Source organism: Neobacillus sp. FSL H8-0543, from assembly GCF_038592905.1.
Classification (GTDB): domain Bacteria; phylum Bacillota; class Bacilli; order Bacillales; family Cytobacillaceae; genus Neobacillus.
In genome coordinates this window covers 5188155-5206401 of record NZ_CP151943.1, presented here as the reverse complement: position 1 = coordinate 5206401, position 18247 = coordinate 5188155, and the positions used below count along the sequence as shown (strand labels likewise).

Annotated in this window: 17 protein-coding genes and 1 other annotated feature; of the genes, 7 read left to right on the top strand and 10 right to left on the bottom strand. The window is 37.9% G+C overall.

Going from position 1 to position 18247, the window contains the following annotated elements:
- Positions 1–36 precede the first annotated feature (36 nt).
- From NSS81_RS25715 to NSS81_RS25705, 3 genes are all read right to left on the bottom strand, one after another.
- Positions 37–1629: an amidohydrolase gene (locus tag NSS81_RS25715; protein ID WP_342431443.1), complete on the bottom strand. Its 1593-nt coding sequence runs from the start codon at positions 1627–1629 to the stop codon at positions 37–39.
- Between the two features lie 137 nt (positions 1630–1766).
- Positions 1767–3038, bottom strand: coding sequence for a threonine ammonia-lyase IlvA (gene ilvA, locus NSS81_RS25710; protein WP_342431442.1), 1272 nt, complete (start codon positions 3036–3038; stop codon positions 1767–1769).
- A 122-nt stretch (positions 3039–3160) separates the two neighbouring features.
- Positions 3161–3417 (bottom strand) — a binding site (T-box leader).
- A gap of 87 nt (positions 3418–3504) precedes the next feature.
- A complete protein-coding gene (locus tag NSS81_RS25705; RefSeq protein WP_342431441.1) occupies positions 3505–3672 on the bottom strand; it encodes a hypothetical protein in 168 nt (55 codons plus the stop codon).
- 280 nt (positions 3673–3952) lie between these two features.
- Here NSS81_RS25705 and NSS81_RS25700 point away from each other — a divergent pair, with 280 nt between their 5' ends.
- Positions 3953–4465, top strand: a complete 513-nt coding sequence (locus tag NSS81_RS25700; RefSeq protein WP_342431440.1) for a gamma carbonic anhydrase family protein — start codon at positions 3953–3955, stop codon at positions 4463–4465.
- A 111-nt stretch (positions 4466–4576) separates the two neighbouring features.
- Positions 4577–4939, top strand: a complete 363-nt coding sequence (locus NSS81_RS25695; RefSeq protein WP_342431439.1) for a hypothetical protein — start codon at positions 4577–4579, stop codon at positions 4937–4939.
- Between the two features lie 68 nt (positions 4940–5007).
- On the opposite strand, the gene NSS81_RS25690 is transcribed toward NSS81_RS25695, so the two are convergent.
- From NSS81_RS25690 to NSS81_RS25670, 5 genes are all read right to left on the bottom strand, one after another.
- Entirely contained in the window at positions 5008–8268 is a 3261-nt protein-coding gene (locus NSS81_RS25690) for a DEAD/DEAH box helicase (RefSeq protein ID WP_342431438.1), read from the bottom strand.
- 107 nt (positions 8269–8375) lie between these two features.
- A complete protein-coding gene (locus NSS81_RS25685; RefSeq protein WP_342431437.1) occupies positions 8376–8813 on the bottom strand; it encodes a GNAT family N-acetyltransferase in 438 nt (145 codons plus the stop codon).
- 318 nt (positions 8814–9131) lie between these two features.
- Positions 9132–10010 (bottom strand): proline iminopeptidase-family hydrolase, encoded by an 879-nt coding sequence (locus NSS81_RS25680; protein ID WP_342431436.1) that lies wholly within the window; start codon positions 10008–10010, stop codon positions 9132–9134.
- A 117-nt stretch (positions 10011–10127) separates the two neighbouring features.
- Complete coding sequence (locus NSS81_RS25675) at positions 10128–10856, bottom strand: TerC family protein (protein ID WP_342431435.1); 729 nt, start codon at positions 10854–10856, stop codon at positions 10128–10130.
- Between the two features lie 183 nt (positions 10857–11039).
- A complete protein-coding gene (locus NSS81_RS25670; RefSeq protein WP_342434146.1) occupies positions 11040–12272 on the bottom strand; it encodes an MFS transporter in 1233 nt (410 codons plus the stop codon).
- Between the two features lie 223 nt (positions 12273–12495).
- On the opposite strand from NSS81_RS25670, the gene NSS81_RS25665 reads away from it, so the two are divergent.
- On the top strand, positions 12496–12966 hold the full coding sequence (locus tag NSS81_RS25665) for a divergent PAP2 family protein (RefSeq protein WP_342431434.1): 471 nt from the start codon (positions 12496–12498) through the stop codon (positions 12964–12966).
- A gap of 135 nt (positions 12967–13101) precedes the next feature.
- On the opposite strand, the gene NSS81_RS25660 is transcribed toward NSS81_RS25665, so the two are convergent.
- On the bottom strand, positions 13102–13506 hold the full coding sequence (locus tag NSS81_RS25660) for a VOC family protein (RefSeq protein ID WP_342431433.1): 405 nt from the start codon (positions 13504–13506) through the stop codon (positions 13102–13104).
- 218 nt (positions 13507–13724) lie between these two features.
- Between NSS81_RS25660 and NSS81_RS25655 the strand changes: the two genes are divergently transcribed.
- The 4 genes from NSS81_RS25655 (at position 13725) to NSS81_RS25640 (ending at position 17212) form a co-directional block, all read left to right on the top strand.
- Complete coding sequence (locus NSS81_RS25655; RefSeq protein WP_342431432.1) at positions 13725–14918, top strand: chromate transporter; 1194 nt, start codon at positions 13725–13727, stop codon at positions 14916–14918.
- Between the two features lie 134 nt (positions 14919–15052).
- On the top strand, positions 15053–15349 hold the full coding sequence (locus NSS81_RS25650; RefSeq protein WP_342431431.1) for a hypothetical protein: 297 nt from the start codon (positions 15053–15055) through the stop codon (positions 15347–15349).
- 29 nt (positions 15350–15378) lie between these two features.
- Positions 15379–15633, top strand: coding sequence for a DUF2533 family protein (locus tag NSS81_RS25645; RefSeq protein ID WP_342434145.1), 255 nt, complete (start codon positions 15379–15381; stop codon positions 15631–15633).
- A gap of 130 nt (positions 15634–15763) precedes the next feature.
- Complete coding sequence (locus NSS81_RS25640) at positions 15764–17212, top strand: UDP-N-acetylmuramoyl-L-alanyl-D-glutamate--2,6-diaminopimelate ligase (protein WP_342431430.1); 1449 nt, start codon at positions 15764–15766, stop codon at positions 17210–17212.
- A 31-nt stretch (positions 17213–17243) separates the two neighbouring features.
- Here the strand turns inward: NSS81_RS25640 and NSS81_RS25635 are convergent, their stop codons facing one another.
- Positions 17244–18155, bottom strand: coding sequence for a CBASS cGAMP-activated phospholipase (locus NSS81_RS25635; protein WP_342431429.1), 912 nt, complete (start codon positions 18153–18155; stop codon positions 17244–17246).
- Between the last annotated feature and the right edge of the window lie 92 nt (positions 18156–18247).

Sequence of the window (18247 nt, the reverse complement as noted above, 5' to 3'; positions counted from 1 at the left end):
GAAAAGCCCGTTCAATTACAGAAGGGGCTTTTCTTATTATTTAATTTCTCCATCGATAATTGTCATGTCAATGTTGGTTTGTAAAAGTTCATCTGGATCTTCGAGTGTGAAAAGATTTTTCGAGTAGACTGTCATATCTGCTAGCTTTCCTCTCGAAATAGTCCCTTTAATCTGTTCTTCATTAGTTGCATAGGCACCACCAACGGTAAACAGTTGTATTGCTTCATGGATTGATAATTTTTCTTGTTGATTCCAGCCATTATGGTTTTCAAATGGTGCTCTCCGAGTAACCGCCGCATGAATACCAAGCAATGGATCAACCGGTTCAACAGGCGCATCTGAACCGCCAGCACACAAAACACCTGAAGAAAGTAAGGTTTTCCAAGCATATAAATATTGTTCCCTCTTATCTCCTAATCGTTCTTTCACCCATGGATAGTCACCAACAATAAATCTTGGCTGGATATCTGCAATCCGGCTGGAGTCTGCTAAACGCTTAAGTAATTCTTGTCGAATAAGAGAAACGTGGATGATGCGATCACGATATTTCACCTTTGGAAACTGGTCGAGTATATCTAATACATTTTCCAGCGCTTTGTCACCGATAGTATGCACGGCAATAGGCATATGTTGATTTCGTATTTCATTGACCATCGAATAAAGGACATCTTGCTCAAACATCGCCTCACCAAGTTGACTTGGTTCATCATGATAAGGCTCCGACAGCAACGCAGTTCTTCGGCCAAATGCCCCATCAGCAAAAATCTTAATGGCACCAATTTGCAATTTTTCATTGCCATAACCTGCACACATTCCCCTATCTTTCAAACGTGAAAGATAGGGATAATCGATGAGCAAATTACATCGTAAGCCTTTATGTTCATGATTAATTAACTCATCATACATTCTATAGGTTTGATCAAATCCGCCCAAATAAGCAGGGTCATTTGTATGTACCGATGTTAATCCCTTTTTGATTGCGTAGTTCATTGCTAGCTCTAATCCGCTTTTTAACTCTTCATAGGTTTTCTCAGGAATATATTCAGTAATAAGCTTTGAAGCAGATTCCAGCAGCAATCCTGTCGGTTTTTTTGTATAGGAATCAAGCACCACTGTTCCTCCCTTAGGAACCTCGATGGAAGGATGGTAATGACACATTTCAAGCGCCTTGCTGTTAACTAAAAAGGCGTGATAACAAATCCTTTTAAGATAGATTGGACAATGCGGTGCTACATGATCCAGTTCCTCAATGGTTGGAATTGTCCCCTCATTAAAGAGATTTTCATCCCAACCCATACCAATTAACCACTTTCCAGGGGAAACCGTATTGGCTTTCTCTCTTATTTTTTCTAGCATTTCAGATTTTGATTTGACACCCGCTAAGTTAAGGTCCAAAAAGTTGAAAGCAACCCCTGAAAGGTGTAGATGGCTATCAATCAGTCCAGGTGTAACCATCTTCCCTTGTAAATCAATAATCTTTGAACCAGCCACTCCCCACTGCAGATTCATTTCATGATGTGAACCGACATCTGCTATCCTGCCATTCTCCACAACTACCGCCTCAACTATAGGATTTTTTGGGTCCATTGTATAGACCTTTCCATTTGTAAAAATTGTCTTTGACAACATATCCCCCTCCTTACCGAAAAATACTATTTTCTACTATTATATATGAAAGTTGGTAAGGTCCCCAAAACTTGTTTGATTTATCAAACAAATAGAAACCGAGAACCAAACGGCACTCGGTTTCAACGAAGGAACATCGATTATACCAACATCTGGAACAAGGTACTATCCTTATTTACCTCCCGATAATTAAATCCTTTAGCTTGAATCCGTTGTATAAGAGGTTGGTAGTCTACTTTATCCTTTAATTCAATTCCAACTAGCGCAGGTCCTGTTTCGCGGTTGTTTTTCTTCGTATATTCAAAATGACTGATATCATCATTTGGACCGAGGACATCATCTAGAAACTCACGTAGGGCTCCAGGTCGCTGTGGAAATTGGACAATGAAATAATGCTGGAGACCTTCATAAAGCTTTGAGCGCTCCTTAATTTCCTGCATCCGCCCGATATCGTTGTTCCCGCCGCTTACAATACAAACGACAGTTTTCCCTTTAATTTCTTCCGTATATTGATCCAACGCCGCAATTGATAGAGCACCTGTTGGTTCAACGACTATCGCATTCTCATTATATAAGGATAAAAGAGTTGTACAAACCTTTCCTTCTGGTACGACTGCAATATCATTAACCATTTCTTTACAAATTTTATAGTTCAAAGAGCCAACTGTTTTTACTGCGGCACCATCGACAAACGGATCAATTTGGGATAAGGTAGTCACTTTTCCTTTTAAAATCGACTCCTTCATACCCGCTGCTCCTAAAGGTTCAACACCAATTAGTTTAGTTTGTGGTGAAAAATGCTTCATATACGTTCCGACACCAGAAAGGAGTCCACCGCCGCCTATGGCTGCAAACAGATAATCAATCTTTTCTGTGCAATCATTTAGCAATTCGACTGCGACCGTCCCTTGACCGGCGATGACGTCTGGGTCATCAAAAGGGTGGATAAAAGTTCGGCTTTCAGTTTGACTACACTCCATAGCCATCTCATAAGCATCATCAAAGGTATCGCCTACTAATACAATTTCAACATTATCTTTACCCCAAAATTTCACTTGATTGACTTTTTGTTTTGGCGTTGTAGTGGGCATAAAGATTTTCCCATTGATATTCAAATGGTGACAGGAGTATGCTACACCTTGGGCATGATTTCCTGCGCTCGCACAAATAATTCCGTTCTCTAATTCTACTTCTGTAAGTTTTTTAATTCGATTATAGGCTCCTCGGATTTTAAATGAACGGACTGCCTGCAAATCTTCACGTTTTAAATAAATGTGACAGCCATACCTCTCAGATAATAAATGGTTATACTGCAGCGGAGTGGGAGAAATGACATCCTTGATCCTGTGGCTGGCAATAATAATATCCTCGACCTGTACAGATTTTTCTTTTTGATCGACTTGTGGGTTCATTTTTAACTACTCCTCCTCATTTGTTTCAGATTGCACGCTTCTTTTAAGCTACTAATAATGATTTTTGCCTTTTAAAAGGCCCAATTTTAATTTAATAAACAACAAAAAACCCGCCCCATTATTATAGGGACGAGTTAGACTCGCGATACCACCCTACTTCCGCAACCATATTAACCTTTCGCTGCGGCTCTCGTTCAACGTTCCTTTTCGGATACGTGTTCCTTTAACGGTGGACTCCTCCGGCATTGCTTACAAATTCTTCATTCAGCAACACATCTCAGAGATGATTTTCAGATAGGTCCCGCCGTCGACTTCCCAGCATCCGTCGACTCTCTTTAGAACAAGGAGCAAATCCTACTCTTCTCTTCACAGATTCATTTTAAATTATTATTAAGATTACCACTGGAATCGGGCTCCGTCAATATTTTTCGACTATTATAATTATTTTGATAACGTTAAAACGCTTTCATCTTTTGGTGCTGTTACCAAGCTGATTTTCTTCAAAAAAAACTTTCACTAGGATGAACATAATTTCTCCAATTGTCCAAGCCTTCCCTTCAATTAAGCATATTTTATTTTTATCGGATAGTTTAATTCCGAAAATTAAATTGAAAGGAGAAGGTTTATTTGCCAAGATCTATGCATTTAAATTTACGAGTAGACCCTACCCAGTATGTTTCACAGATTCGAAATGTTCCCGGGTATGATTATCTCCATATGATACGTCAACCTAAGTATATGGTGGACATCTCCCTTCTTAATGAGAAAGTTCATTTTCTAAGTGAAATTTTCTCACCAAAAGAATTTGTGAAAAGAAATAAGATATCACTCTTACATGCCCACATTGGAAGAAACAAAATGATATAATTTTACTTAAAAGTAAGATTATTCTGTAATCAATAGGAGTGATTGAAATGTTGATACCTTACAAAGGCAAAACACCAGTAATTCATGAAAGTGTATTTGTAGCACCTGGAGCTTATTTAATTGGCGATATTCAGATTGGTGAAGGGTCTACCGTTTGGTTTAATGCTGTTTTACGGGGTGATGACGGTCCTATTGTCATTGGTGAAAGGTGCAGCATCCAGGATAACGCTACTATTCACTTATTTGAAGGGTTTCCAGTTGTGATTGAAGACGATGTTACGGTCGGTCATAATGTAATTTTACATGGCTGTAAGATTGGAAGAAGTTCGATTATTGGAATGGGATCGACGCTATTAGATAATGTTGAAGTTGGTGAGGAGTGTATAATAGGAGCCAACACCTTGCTTGCAGGCGGAATAAAAATCCCTCCACGCTCACTCGTAATGGGTTCACCTGGAAGAGTCGTGCGAGAATTGAATGAAAAGGATCTTCAAATGCTGCAATTGTCCAGCGAAAACTATGTGCAAAAAGGGCAAGAATATAAAAAAGTACTTAAATAGTTTAATTAACACTCTTTCATTCTCTTATTAAATGAAATTAAATTTCTCGATTTATTTGGAACTTTATTGGGAGTATTTCGTCTAATATATAATGGAATGAGGAGGGATAATTTGAAGTATTATAAATTGTTAATACCATCCATAATTGCGTTTTTCTTTATGATAGGCTGCAGCAATGAACTGGGAAATCCACGGCCAGCTGATTTTTTAGAAAATGATAACGCAGATATTTTTCTTCTGGATGGGATTGTATATTCCAATGTAGAAAATGTGGATTGGGTAGCCGAGATAGAATATACGCTGGGAAGACAAATTGGAGAGGTTAAAAAAACAACAGACAAGGCATGGAAGTTTAAAGATGGTTCTGCTAATAAATTGCCCATAGGAGCAAAAATATATGAAACAGATACAGAAATAACCATTGTAATAGTTAACGATAAAGAGATACCCTATTTTAAGATTGTCGAAGGTTAAGCTATCTGCCTGATTGTTTATTGAAATACATATGTAAAAGCTTGAGGAGAACCTCAAGCTTTTTCTCATTACATTAACAAAATTTCTCTTATTTCTTGCTCGGTAAAAGCCGACATTTGCTCCTGACCAGGCTGGATAACTTCCTCAATCAGATGCTTTTTTCTCTCTTGAAGATCATTCATTTTCTCTTCAATTGTTCCATGTGCGACGAGCTTTATTACTTGAACGACGTTTTTTTGACCCATGCGATGAGCACGGTCGGCAGCCTGTTGCTCTACCGCTGGGTTCCACCATAAATCATAAAGAACGACAGTGTCTGCTCCTGTTAGATTTAATCCTGTCCCTCCGGCTTTTAAGGAAATCAGAAACATATCCCGTTCACCATCATTAAATCGATTGCATAATTCCACACGCTCGGATGATGGAGTCTGCCCATCTAAGTAGAAATATGGCAATCCTTGAGTTATTAATTCTCTACCGATAAGATCCAGCATTTTGGTGAATTGTGAAAAAATCAACATCCGCTTTCCTGTACTGCGGCATTCTTCGATAATTTCCAGCAGTTGCTCAAATTTCCCTGAACTTCCCTGATAGTCTTCAACAAATAGTGTCGGATGACAGCAAATCTGCCTGAGTCTTGTTAGACCTGCCAGGATTCTAATCCGATTTTTTTGGAATGACTCCTTGTTTAAATGCTTCAAAGTATCTTGTTTCAGTTTTGCTAAATAGGCAGCATATAACTTTTTCTGCTCAACAACCAAGTCCGAAGATTGAATGGTTTCAATCTTTTCTGGAAGTTCTTTAAGTACATCTTCCTTTAAACGTCGAAGTATAAACGGGCGTACCCGTTTGGCAATGTTTTCACGCCTCAACTCCTGAAAAACCCTTCGACCCGGCAATAAATTCGGAAAAACCACATTGAAAATGGACCAAAGTTCTTCGATTGAATTCTCAACTGGCGTTCCTGTCAGGGCAAAGCGGTAATCTGCTTGAATTTTTTTCACTGCTTTTGCCGTCTGGGTTGTATGATTTTTAAAGGCCTGTGCCTCATCCAAAAACAACGTATGAAAGGATTTATCGTAAATCGTACTGATATCCCTGCGCAAAATTGGATACGAGGTAATAATTACGTCTATCACAGTAGTATCCTTCAGAAGTGCATTTCGTTCTGCTTTATTGCCGTCAACAATTAGCACTTGAATCTCCGGTGCAAATTTCTTTAACTCGTTCAACCAGTTGTATACAAGCGAAGAAGGACATACAATCAGCGCCGGCTGCTGCTTTTCACGAATTTCAGAGAGAACAGAAACGATAAAAGCGATACTTTGAAGTGTTTTTCCAAGTCCCATATCATCTGCTAGAATACCGCCAAATTTGTACTTTGCCAGCATTTTCAACCAGCGAAAACCATATTTTTGATAATCTCTTAGAACTGTGTTTAATCTATCCGGTAGCGCAAACTCCAAGTTATCAGGGTTCTGCAAATTTTTAATTAATTGGTGGAAAGTCTGCCCTGCACTTAGGAGGTTTCCTTCCTCAAGAGCATCAATCTGTTGGATTCCTTTGATTAAAGGAACGCGTATTCCCTCTCCCATCAAATCCTCACCAGAGGCATTCAATTCGTTCATGAAAAGGATCAATTTTTGAAACTCATCGGTTTCCAATGATACCAATGAACCGTTTTGCATACGATAATATTTACGTTTTTCCTCAATTGACTTTAGCAGGTCTTGAATCTCAGCTTCAGGGATTGCCTTTATATCAAACCGAAATTCAAGCCAATCTGTGCGTTCATCAACTTTTACCTTAATCTTCGGGCCTATATATCCAGTATTGACTCGTATTTTCACAGCCGTTGTGGCATATATCTGGATTAATTTTTTAAGTCTGGGAACAACATGATACAGGAAATGGTATTCTTCCTCCTCGTTATGCATAAAGTAACCGCCCTCAGTTTTGGTAAATGAACTTTCCTCCAGCATTTGGAGGATTTTCTGCTCCTTATCCCCTTCTCTCACCAGTTTAGGAGAAGCTGAAGATAATTTTTGCTCACCTTCCAAAGGGTTAATTACCATGTTCCCATAGTGAAATTCAAGACCAGCAAGCAGCCGATTCTTCACCCGATCTAAAAACAATTTCGCTTTCAGTGGAGTTTTAGTCAACTGTTTCGTTACAGTCTGTGGTATTCGAACATGCCCTATTTTCATTAGACCAGGCACTACCGTATCAATAAATGGTTCGATTTGTTCATGTCGGATTACAATACTATCTTCACCGGAATCCTCCAGCATTTGCTTTAGTTCTGCCAGTCGATTACAATCTTCCGCTGGTAATTTTACGATTTTCCCTTCAAATAGGACATAACCATACGCCTTCATTACAGTTAACTGATTTAACCCTTTTACGTCTAATCGATAGCTTTTGAAATCATTTTGTAATGATTCTTTAAACTCAAAGGATAGCGGGATTGGTTCGTTAGATAAATAGATTCCGTTTGCAGAATAACCATCATGCTGAAATTTTACGTATGGGGCAGCCGAAAGCAATGGAAAGAGGTCTTCCCAAAATGATGGTGAAACCAATATCATTCGATTATTATTGGAGGAAGAATACTTTCCAATTTCCATGTACAGTTGTTCATTGTGATGGATCATCAATAATTTTCGGAGCACTAAATCTGTTTCATTTTGAAAGCTATGTCGTTCTGGATGGTAGATAAAATCATTTGATAAAATATAGGGTTCTCTCCGGTCAATCTTTTCAAGAAAATCACTTAATATATTAATAAAAATAGGACCAATCTTGGCTTCCACTCCGAACATAAACCTTCCCTTATTGAGAGGAATAGGTGTACAGATGAATTCCATTTGCAGAACTTCCCTTGTTTCGAAATGTAACTGCTTGGCACTCGGTCTAATTGTACTTTTCCTAAACAATCCTAGCATTTTATTAGCCAGTTGCTGATTTAGAGTATCGGCAGGTCTTGCTTCAGCATTTTCGTTTGTATGGTTTGATGAAAAGCTAAATGATGAACTGCCATGCTCCTGTAAATCGTGTACACACTGAAGAACGGCTGCAACATGCTGGCAGTATGTGTTGAAAGAAGCTAAGGTTGGACAGGTGCATTCGCCTTTAATTGCGCCATTTTGGCCGTCTTTTATCGTGACGTGAAAGAGGGTATCACCCTTTACACTTGCTTTGAAGATAGTACTATCCTCGTTATAACTTTCAAAGCTCACCTTTCCAGCCCGATAATAGGCCCTGCCCTTTTTAAAAGCCGTTTCTCCACATAGTTGCTTGATTTTTTTTTCGGTTACCAAAAAATTCATTGTGTTTCCTTCCTTGAATGTTACCTTATAGTAGATGTTTAGCAGATAATAGTATTGAGGATACCACCAGTTAACCCTTCTATCAATACCTTGAAAGGAGCTCTTGTTTATATGGAAAAATAGTAAAAATAATTTGACTCTCTTACAAAGCCAATTTTTTCATAGAGTCTTTGTGCCGATGAGTTTTCCTGCCCTGTTTCAAGAGAAACCCCTTTTGCTCCTGTTTCTTTCGCAAAATCAATCGCCGTTTTAATTAATTTCTCTCCCACACCTTTGCCACGATTTGTTTCTCTTACGTATAAATCATTTAGGAGCCATGTTCGTCTCATACTGACTGATGAAAAGACGGGATAAAGTTGGACGAAACCCACTGTATTTTCGGCGTCTTTGGCAATAAAAATAATAGACTCCTCGTTTCGTAACCTTTCATTTAAAAATAACTTTGCGGCTTTAATATCAGATTTCTGTTCATAAAATACCCTGTACATATCAAAAAGTTCTACTATACTATCTAGTTCATTTACGGTTGCTTTTTGGATATTCATATTCGAGGTCTCCTCTAAATTACAAGTAATATCCTGATTTTAACACAGTTTTCTCAAGTAAAGACTTTTAAAGTATTCAAGATGGCGATACACGAAAAGGCCACTAATTAGTGACCCTGTTTTCATGTAATACAGTTTACATAATATTATTATATCAAACATCATCCTTCAATAGTGTTTACCTTCGCTCCGATTGCCTCAGTTTTTCCGAATGACTACCGGGTGGCTCCCACTAGCTTGTGTTCGGTCGCCAATACCCTTGATTGGCTACTTTGTTTACCAGGCTTCCCTATTGTTCAACCAGGTTCCATTACCCACCTATATAGAATCTACTGATTTTAGAAAATCTCCCATTACCTTTATATACTCCTCTTTCTCCTCGAAATATGCCATGTGGGCACTGTTTTCAAACACATGAAACTTAGAATTAGGTGTAAGACTGCTGAAATACTCTGTTGATTCCGGAGTAGCCTCATCAAAACGACCACAGGTGTACAGGGTTGGACAAGTGATTTCATTCAGTTGGTCAGTGCAGTCAAAATACTTAAGATTTCCCCTCACCGAAAATTCAGATGGACCCCACATAATATTGTAAACTTCCGGATTTCGATACTGAGATCCTTGTTTTAACCATTCGGAGTCCGGTTCTGTGTCCAGCAGACATACAAATCGTTTATTAAACTCACCAATTGCCTCTTTAAATTCCGCGGAATTGGTCGTCCCATTTTCTTCACAACGCTTAATGGTTACTTGTACTTCTTTCGGCAGTTTTTTAATATTTCTTGCCTGGTCTTGCTCCCATAGTGGAGCACTAAGACATGGACTTGAAAAAATAACACTTTTCACACCGTTGGGCTTAGTTAAACAATAGGCTGCCGCTAGCGTCGTCCCCCAAGAGTGACCGAGAATATGTACTTCTTCAAGTTTTAATGCTGCTTTTATTTGCGCAAGCTCTTCAACAAATCGTTCGATTTTCCATAAAGACCTATCCACTGGCCGATCCGACCTGCCACAACCTAATTGATCATATAAAATAACCGGACGGTCTCCAGCCAAGGCACTAAGTCCCTGCAGCGAAAAACTAGAAGATCCTGGACCGCCGTGTAAAATAATTAACGGCGTTTCCTTAGAATTCTTATTATGTATTTGATACCAAACCTTGCCTCCGTTAACTTCGATAAATCCCTCTTGGTTCATGAATTTTCTCCCTGTCTGTCTAGTATGTTTATCTGATTTTACTCTTTAATTAAAACTTATTTTTCATAAATATTCAAAAAATCCACCTTAGTCAGAATAGACTAAGATGGATTTTTTCTAGACGTTCGGATTACCTGGATTTTTTCTGAATGCATGAACGATAAATGTCCCAAGGAAAACTGTGATTAAAATACTAAAGAATACTGCTTGATTCAGTTCAAATCCGAACGGACCAGCAATCATTTTTACACCAATAATAGCAATTAAAATAAACGCCGTTGTTTCAAATTCAGGTACTTTCTCAATTAGTGCAAGGAATAATTGTGCGGCCCCACGCATCATAAGGATACCTAATACGCCACCCATAAATAAAACCCACACCTGATTCGACACCCCAAATGCTGCAATCACACTGTCAATACTGAACGCGATATCCAATAATTCCACTGCTAAAATCGTTCGCCAGAATCCCATTTTAACCTTCTTGGCTCCGTCTTCTGTATCCCCACTCTTAACAAAGTTTTGAAAGACAATCCAAAGAAGATAATGACCGCCAACTATTTTTATCCAAGCAATATTAATTAAAGAAACCCCAATTCCTATCGCTAATATTCGAAATAGATAGGCACCAAATATACCATAGAACAGTGCTTTCTTTCGCTGCTTTTCTGGTAGATGTTTGACCATAACAGCTAAAACTAGAGCGTTATCCGCTGATAATAACCCTTCAAGTATGATAAGAGTACCAATTATTCCCCAGTTTGCAGGTTCAGAAAACACCTTTACAAATGCATCAACTGAAAAAAATGTCCCATAACTATTTACTATTTCATTTAGGAACTCCATTCATTTATACCTTTCTCCTTTATTATAGGTTTTTTTACCCACTCGCCTGCTTGTCTCCCTAATGTAAATGTATGTATGGTTTTAAAATATATGAACCTTAAACAGTCCCAGATGAAAAATTCAACTAAAATAAATAAGAGGATGAACCCTTTTGGTATCATCCTCTTACCCCTATTATTAATACTACTCTGCTTTCGGATGTGATACTTCTGTCCCTTTTGCCCTATTAAGGTTTTTGGCATTTATATAGGCCATACCCATAGCTGCTAAAAGCAGGATTCCCGTAACGATAAACACCATTTGAACCGGAAAAAACCCTCCTATAACCCCTCCGATGATTGGACCAATCATACCGCCTATTTGGGTAGCGGTTTGATTTAAACCGAATGCTCTTCCACGGAAATCCGCCGCTGTTGTCTTTACTACGAGACCATTTAAGGCAGGGAAAACGGCACAGAAGAACACACCAAAAATAAAACGGCTAATCGAAAACCCCCATATTTGGCTAAAGAGAATCTGAGCAATTGAACCCAGTCCACCACCCATTAACCCAATGAAAAGCACTCTCTGAAAGCCTACTTTGTCTGCCCATTTCCCCCAAAAAGGGGCAAATATGACACTTGCTATCCCGGGAAGTGAGAATACAATACCCGCTATTAACGAAGCATGTTCAGAAGAACCTCCAAGTTCAACAATATATAATGGAAGAATAGGTTCAATCGTCATAACGGAACACGCAGTAATTGCCGTAAGCCCAATGACAAGCATAAACGGGCGGTTGGCCAGCGCAAGTTTAAAATCATTTCTAATCGATCCGCGTTCCTTACTTGGAGTGAAATTTTCCTCCGTAACCAGAAAAATAACAAGAAGTGTGGATATCAGTGCAAATAATCCAGCACTCCCAAATGCGATTCGATTGCCAACCAAGGATGCAATTCCACCCCCTAGTAATGGTCCAAGAATCCCTCCTGACGCCGAAGCAGAAGAAATCATCGATAAAGAATATCCAATTTTATTATTAGGGGTATTTGTACCTATCAAAGCAATCGCACCAGGTATAAATCCGCTTAACAACCCCTGAGTAATTCGTAATCCTAACAGTTGATAAGGATTGGTGACAAAAGCTGTTAATGTATAAACAACAAAGAGAGCTAATCCAGCTCTAATTAATAAGGGCTTTCTTCCGTATTTATCAGCAACCCTCCCCCAAAAAGGTGAAGCAATTGCACCCGCAAAAAATGCGGCGCTAAATAACACACCTGACCATATCTCTGTGTGCTCATGGACACCAATTTGAAGTAAAAAAATGGGTAAAAATGGGATGACCATAGAAAAACTAGCCGAAGTAAAAAAAACTCCTATCCAAAGTACCCATAAATTTCGTTCCCACACCTGTACACTGTTCCATCTCTCAATAATAATTCGTATCACTCCATTTTCATATATAGACCAATACTATCATATTATTTCTACTCCCGAAATATTAGATTACAGAATTAACGTGAGAAAAAAAACTTGTAATTTCTATAATTATTTCATTTTAGTGAGATACAATATAGAATTAATTTGGAAATTTGAGGTACAATGAAAAGACATATCAAACTAATTGTGAAGCTCGTTTTGTTCAAAGGAGGTTAACATGTTTTTATCCGCGCCAATTTTAGCAGCTCTTTTAGGGATGTTGATCGCACAATTTGTAAAAATCCCCATTCACTTTATTGTTTCCAGAGAATTGAAATGGAATCTAATGTTTAGCACTGGCGGAATGCCAAGCTCACACACTGCCATGATTATTTCTTTAACAACTGTCATTGGTTTAATGTCAGGATTTCATTCAAATCAATTTGCCATTTGTGCGGTAGTTTCCATGATCGTTATGCATGATGCGATGGGGGTAAGAAGACATGCCGGATATCATGCAGAGATATTAAATACCTTGTTAGCAGATTTCAATCGTCTTATTGATACTCTTAAAGACCCAAATTTAAAGAAACGAGAGTCGAGAGAAAAATTAAAAGAGTTATTAGGACACCAGCCTACTGAAGTCTTTTTCGGTGCACTAACTGGGATTGGCATTGGTATTATTACATATATTTTTTATCCTTTTTAATTGGTTAGCTTTACATAAAATGGGCTACCAACTGGTAGCCTTTTTCATTCATCCTATCCCTGTTAACCCATAAGTTTGGTATGGTTTTTTGAATTTTTCTTTCCACATTTTCCACTTCCATTACTTTTAATCAGTTTAAATCTTTTTAAATAAGGGACTTAATTCACTCCAGACATCAAACATATTATCATCTAGGTCATAAAAGACAAAGTTTCTACCTGCATGACCCCTATCCTCGATTTCACCCACTTTCATATCTTTTGCGATAAAATCTTTGTAAATCGCATTTAAAGCATTCAATCCATTTACTTCAAATGTCATGGAAAACCTCTCAGTACCATAAATATCATAAAAGTTGGAATTTTGATTTTTGATTGATTTAACGAGAAAAAAACTTTGGTTTGCAAAATTAACAATCGCTTTATCTTCATCTAGATAGCTTAATTCTGCACCTAATTTATTGACATACCATTCTGAAGAAAGCTTGACATTCGTAACAGGCAGATAGGTTGTTCCTACCCTTAATAATTTTTCCATCATTTCATATCCTCCTATATCCGATTACATATACATTCATTATTGGTGTATCAAATTCCTACTCTATTCATTGAAAAAGTAATTCTATAGCTGAAATAAAACATAGGAGGAATAACTATTGTAAAGATTCTGTTAATTCGCTCTATGGACTGTTGGTAAACACTGATCTAATGTTATAATCCCACTATCGTATATCAAGGTAAATGAAAAGGGTGAACGTTATGAATCAAAATCATTCGAATAAAAGATTCAAGTCACTTATGGAGATTTTATTCGTTTCCACTAGACTTGGATTTACATCATTTGGAGGACCTGTCGCTCATCTAGGGTATTTTCATGAGGAATACATTCGGAGAAGAAAATGGATGGACGAAAAAAGCTATGCTGATTTAGTTGCTTTATGTCAGTTCTTACCTGGTCCAGCCAGTAGCCAAGTAGGCATTGGGATAGGTGTCATGCGAGCAGGATTATTAGGCGGAATTGTCTCCTTTATTGGTTTCACACTTCCCTCCGTTATCGCATTAATCCTATTTGCTCTTATTCTTAAGAGGTTTGAAATCGGCGACGCTGGATGGATTCATGGGTTAAAAATTGTTGCTGTAGCAGTCGTCGCCCATGCAATTATCGGAATGGCCCAAAAACTTACTCCAGATTTAAATAGAAAAGCAATTGCCTTATTTGCGTTAGTAGGCACGCTATTGTGGCAGACCGCTTTTACTCAAATTGGGGTTATTGTCATTTCAGGAATGATTGGCTTTCAACTGTATAAACAACAATCGGAAACCAAAGACTCAAACATCCATTTTCCTATTTCTCGCGTTTTTGGAATGATATGCTTATCCTTATTTTTTGGTTTACTTTTGCTTTTACCTATATTTAGAGAACTAACCTCTTTGGACTGGATTGCCATGTTTGACAGCTTTTATCGGTCAGGTTCATTGGTCTTTGGCGGTGGCCATGTCGTTTTACCTTTGCTTGAACGTGAATTTGTACCCACTGGTTGGCTTAGTGCGGAAGAATTCTTAGCAGGCTATGGTGCTGCACAAGCTGTACCTGGCCCGTTGTTCACATTTGCTGCCTACCTAGGTACAGTCATGAATGGTTGGAAAGGCGGAATAGTTGCGACTATAGCGATTTTCTTACCAGCTTTTCTCTTAATTGTAGGCACCTTACCATTTTGGAATACATTACGCCGAAATCCTAAAATTGGGGGTGCATTGATGGGTGTAAATGCAGCCGTTGTCGGGATATTAATTGCAGCATTCTACCTTCCTATTTGGGTAAGTGCCATAATAACTCCCCTTGACTTTGCTTTTGCTGCCATTCTATTTAGTATGCTAGTATTTTGGAAACTGCCCCCATGGATAATTGTTGTTACTGGAGCAGTCGGAGGGTCACTGCTTACCTTACTTTAAACAAGGAATTATTTAGACTTCGAGGCTATGTTTAATAGCCTTATTTTTATTCGTATAAAAAACACCTACATTCTACTACTTGTAAGTAAAATCCTTTATAATAGATTAATGACGTTTTCTGAGGAGTGTCTAAAATGAATTCAAAAGAATTAGAAGAAAAGATCATTCAAAATTATCAAGGTGAAGAAAAAATGATGATCCTCATATTTGCCCAATGGTGTATCAACCATGACCTTAACCCTGAAGAACTTTATTTACGGGCCTATCCCAATCAGTCCGCAAACCACGCCTTAAAGGAAGCCGTTGAATTAGTAGTGCCCAAGGAAGAATCAGGTGAAATTTCTGATCAAACATTACTCGGTGTTCTATCACTATTTGGGAACGACGAGCTAGCATTCATTGTTACGGAAGAGATAAATAAAATGAAATAAATTAACATACATTATCGAGGAGTGAAATGATGGGTGTACATAAGGATTTAATTAAACATGCAGAAAATCAAAACAAAACGTATCAAGAATTTTTGGCACTAGATCAACAACGTGAAAGCTATATTGAGGAAGTTGTAGAGTTATGTAAAATTGGCGAACCCTTCTCCACGGATAAAATCAATGAAGTGACCAATAAAATGAATCGGATAAACCTGCGAATCATCCCAACGAGAAAAAACGTTACGGTTGAAATGATTCACGAATATGTAAAATCATTAATATAACTTATTTAAGTAATCCACAAAGTGGGTTGCTTTTTTTTTGAATAGGCATATTTGTCGTATATTTCACTGGCATATGCTTGAAACTATAAGATGAGAAAATGTCCATAATTTATGTCTTGAGGTTAAACTAATGAAGATTACTTTACATAAATTGCTTGAGCAAGTTGGCTTGGTTTGTGATGTAAGTATTGAAGTATATGGAATCCAGTCAGATTCCAGAAAAGTTAATCATGGAGATCTTTTTGTTGCAGTTCCAGGTTTTGAATCTGACGGGCATCACTTTATAAAATCAGCGATTGATCGTGGAGCTGTTGCTATTATTGGGGAGAGAGTTATCACAGATCAAATTCCCACTCCCTACTATCATGTGGATAACACAAGAGAAGTGTTATTTACGCTAACCAACTTTTTTTATCAAATGCCTCAAAACAAACACAAAATGATTGGTATAACTGGAACAAATGGAAAAACAACCACCGCTTATTTAATACATGAAATATTGTCCTATAACGGGAAAACTTCATCATTATTAGGAACCGTTGTTTACAGCTTAAACGGCGTCGAGCACCAATCTACATTAACCACTCCTGATACCATTTCTATTCAAAAAATATTGCATGAAAGTAATGATGAATATGTAGTTATGGAGGTATCTTCACATGGATTGGACCAGTACCGTGTGGCCGGTTCGATGTTTGACTATGCGTTATTCACAAACCTGAGTCATGAACATCTGGATTATCATTCAAATTTAGAGGATTATTATTTAGCGAAGAAAAAGCTCTTTCAATACTTAAAAAAAGACGGGAAAGCAATCATTGGTGCTTACAATCCATGGGGTGAACGGTTAAACGCAGAACTTGCAGAAGAGTTGATACCTGCAATCCCCTATTGTCATAAGGAGGTAAAAGGGCCAATTTCAATAAAAAGCATGGTTACTGCTCCAAAAGCACAAGTTGTCCTTGAGGACCACGGAAATGAATTTACTCTTCAATTAAATATCGTTGGCAAGCATAATATTTATAATGTGCTTGGCAGTTATTTCTGTGCGAGAGAATTAGGGTTCTTACCAGAGGAAATCATCCCTCCCTTACAGGCCTTCAATGGAGTGCCTGGCCGATTTGAAATAATCAACCTTCCCAATAACTCGAAGGCCATTGTGGATTATGCCCATACACCTGATGGACTGTATCATGCATTGAGTACAGCAAAAGAATGTATCGAACAGGATGTATACCATGTATTTGGGTTTAGAGGAAAACGAGATATTTCTAAGAGAGAAGCAATGGTTAAAATAAGCCAAAGGTTAGCAAAGCAAGTATTTTTAACGCTAGATGATTTAAATGGCGTGGAGAAGGAAACGATGCTAGACGATCTTCGGAAATTAAGTAATGAGTATCCAAATGTAGCTGTTATTGATGACAGAACCTTGGCGATTAGACATGCACTAAAATTTTTAGATAACGGTGATGGTCTTATTGTTACAGGAAAAGGGTCTGAAAAATACAAGGATGATTACAAATTCCCTTCAGCAACAGACAAAGAAACAATTCTACAAGCAGCAGCAGAGATTAATTGATTTTATACGAACAATTCGAGTCAGATTATATTTATTGTTCTATAAATTTAATAATCTCAGCTCGCCGCTTTTTGTAAACCTTTCTCCCTAATTCACTGAGTTGTTCGATAAAGTTCACATCATCAAAAGGAATTTCTTCACCTAATTCCTCATTGATTCGAAGGTAATGCTCCTTTAGAAGAAGTTGACAATGATAAGAGACCGACTCCGATGATAAATGAAGAGCTAAATCGAGAAGTTTTGGAGTGATTCTCATCGATGGGAAATGAAATGGAAGCCACTTTCTTACACCCCAGTGTTCTCCATTAACGTTGGTAAAATCAATTTTTTGCAATCCTGTCCCGACCGATAGTATTTTAATATCTTCCAAACCTGTTTCGAATCCATAGATGGCTTCCGTAAGGCAAACTAAAGAAGGGTTATTAGCCCATAATCCACCATCAATGGATAAATAGCGATTCTCAACATTGTTAGGCGGAAAATAGACAGGTGCTGAGCAGGAAGAAAGTACTGCATCCCAAATTTTAATCGATAAATCAGTATTCTCATGATGCCCGAAATTTGAACGATGTATAAATGGTTTTCCATGGGTAATATCCACTGCTGGAATAAGTAGCGGTTTTTTTATATCATCAAGTGTTAATTCTCCAAATGCCTTTTTTAATAATAAGCGTAAATGGCGGTCACTATATACAGTCTTAAATAGGCCAAGCTTTGCCTGTGGCTTAAAAATTTTTGAGCTATAGACTTTGTAACTTTCTTGTATCTCATCCATCTTTTTATTCAAAGACACGGCAGCAGCTATAATTGCACCTGTACTTGTCCCAGCAACCACATCAAATAAGTCACCAATCGGTTGCTGGAATTCCTCTTCCATTGCTTGTAAGATCTCTATCGCAAAAACACCTCGAATTCCGCCGCCATCAATGCATAATATTTTCATCTCTCTTCACCTAATTCCGCAATTTCTTTAAGTTTCCCCATATTTAACCAAACTTAACACAAAAAAACAGTCCCCGCTAATCTGGGACTGTC

Coding starts and splice junctions, on each gene's coding strand:
- NSS81_RS25715 (WP_342431443.1), bottom strand. CDS start 1,629: ATGTTGTCAAAGACAATTTTTACAAATGGAAAGGTCTATACAATGGAC.
- ilvA (WP_342431442.1), bottom strand. CDS start 3,038: ATGAACCCACAAGTCGATCAAAAAGAAAAATCTGTACAGGTCGAGGAT.
- NSS81_RS25700 (WP_342431440.1), top strand. CDS start 3,953: ATGTTGATACCTTACAAAGGCAAAACACCAGTAATTCATGAAAGTGTA.
- NSS81_RS25690 (WP_342431438.1), bottom strand. CDS start 8,268: ATGAATTTTTTGGTAACCGAAAAAAAAATCAAGCAACTATGTGGAGAA.
- NSS81_RS25685 (WP_342431437.1), bottom strand. CDS start 8,813: ATGAATATCCAAAAAGCAACCGTAAATGAACTAGATAGTATAGTAGAA.
- NSS81_RS25680 (WP_342431436.1), bottom strand. CDS start 10,010: ATGAACCAAGAGGGATTTATCGAAGTTAACGGAGGCAAGGTTTGGTAT.
- NSS81_RS25675 (WP_342431435.1), bottom strand. CDS start 10,856: ATGGAGTTCCTAAATGAAATAGTAAATAGTTATGGGACATTTTTTTCA.
- NSS81_RS25665 (WP_342431434.1), top strand. CDS start 12,496: ATGTTTTTATCCGCGCCAATTTTAGCAGCTCTTTTAGGGATGTTGATC.
- NSS81_RS25660 (WP_342431433.1), bottom strand. CDS start 13,506: ATGATGGAAAAATTATTAAGGGTAGGAACAACCTATCTGCCTGTTACG.
- NSS81_RS25655 (WP_342431432.1), top strand. CDS start 13,725: ATGAATCAAAATCATTCGAATAAAAGATTCAAGTCACTTATGGAGATT.
- NSS81_RS25650 (WP_342431431.1), top strand. CDS start 15,053: ATGAATTCAAAAGAATTAGAAGAAAAGATCATTCAAAATTATCAAGGT.
- NSS81_RS25645 (WP_342434145.1), top strand. CDS start 15,379: ATGGGTGTACATAAGGATTTAATTAAACATGCAGAAAATCAAAACAAA.
- NSS81_RS25640 (WP_342431430.1), top strand. CDS start 15,764: ATGAAGATTACTTTACATAAATTGCTTGAGCAAGTTGGCTTGGTTTGT.
- NSS81_RS25635 (WP_342431429.1), bottom strand. CDS start 18,155: ATGAAAATATTATGCATTGATGGCGGCGGAATTCGAGGTGTTTTTGCG.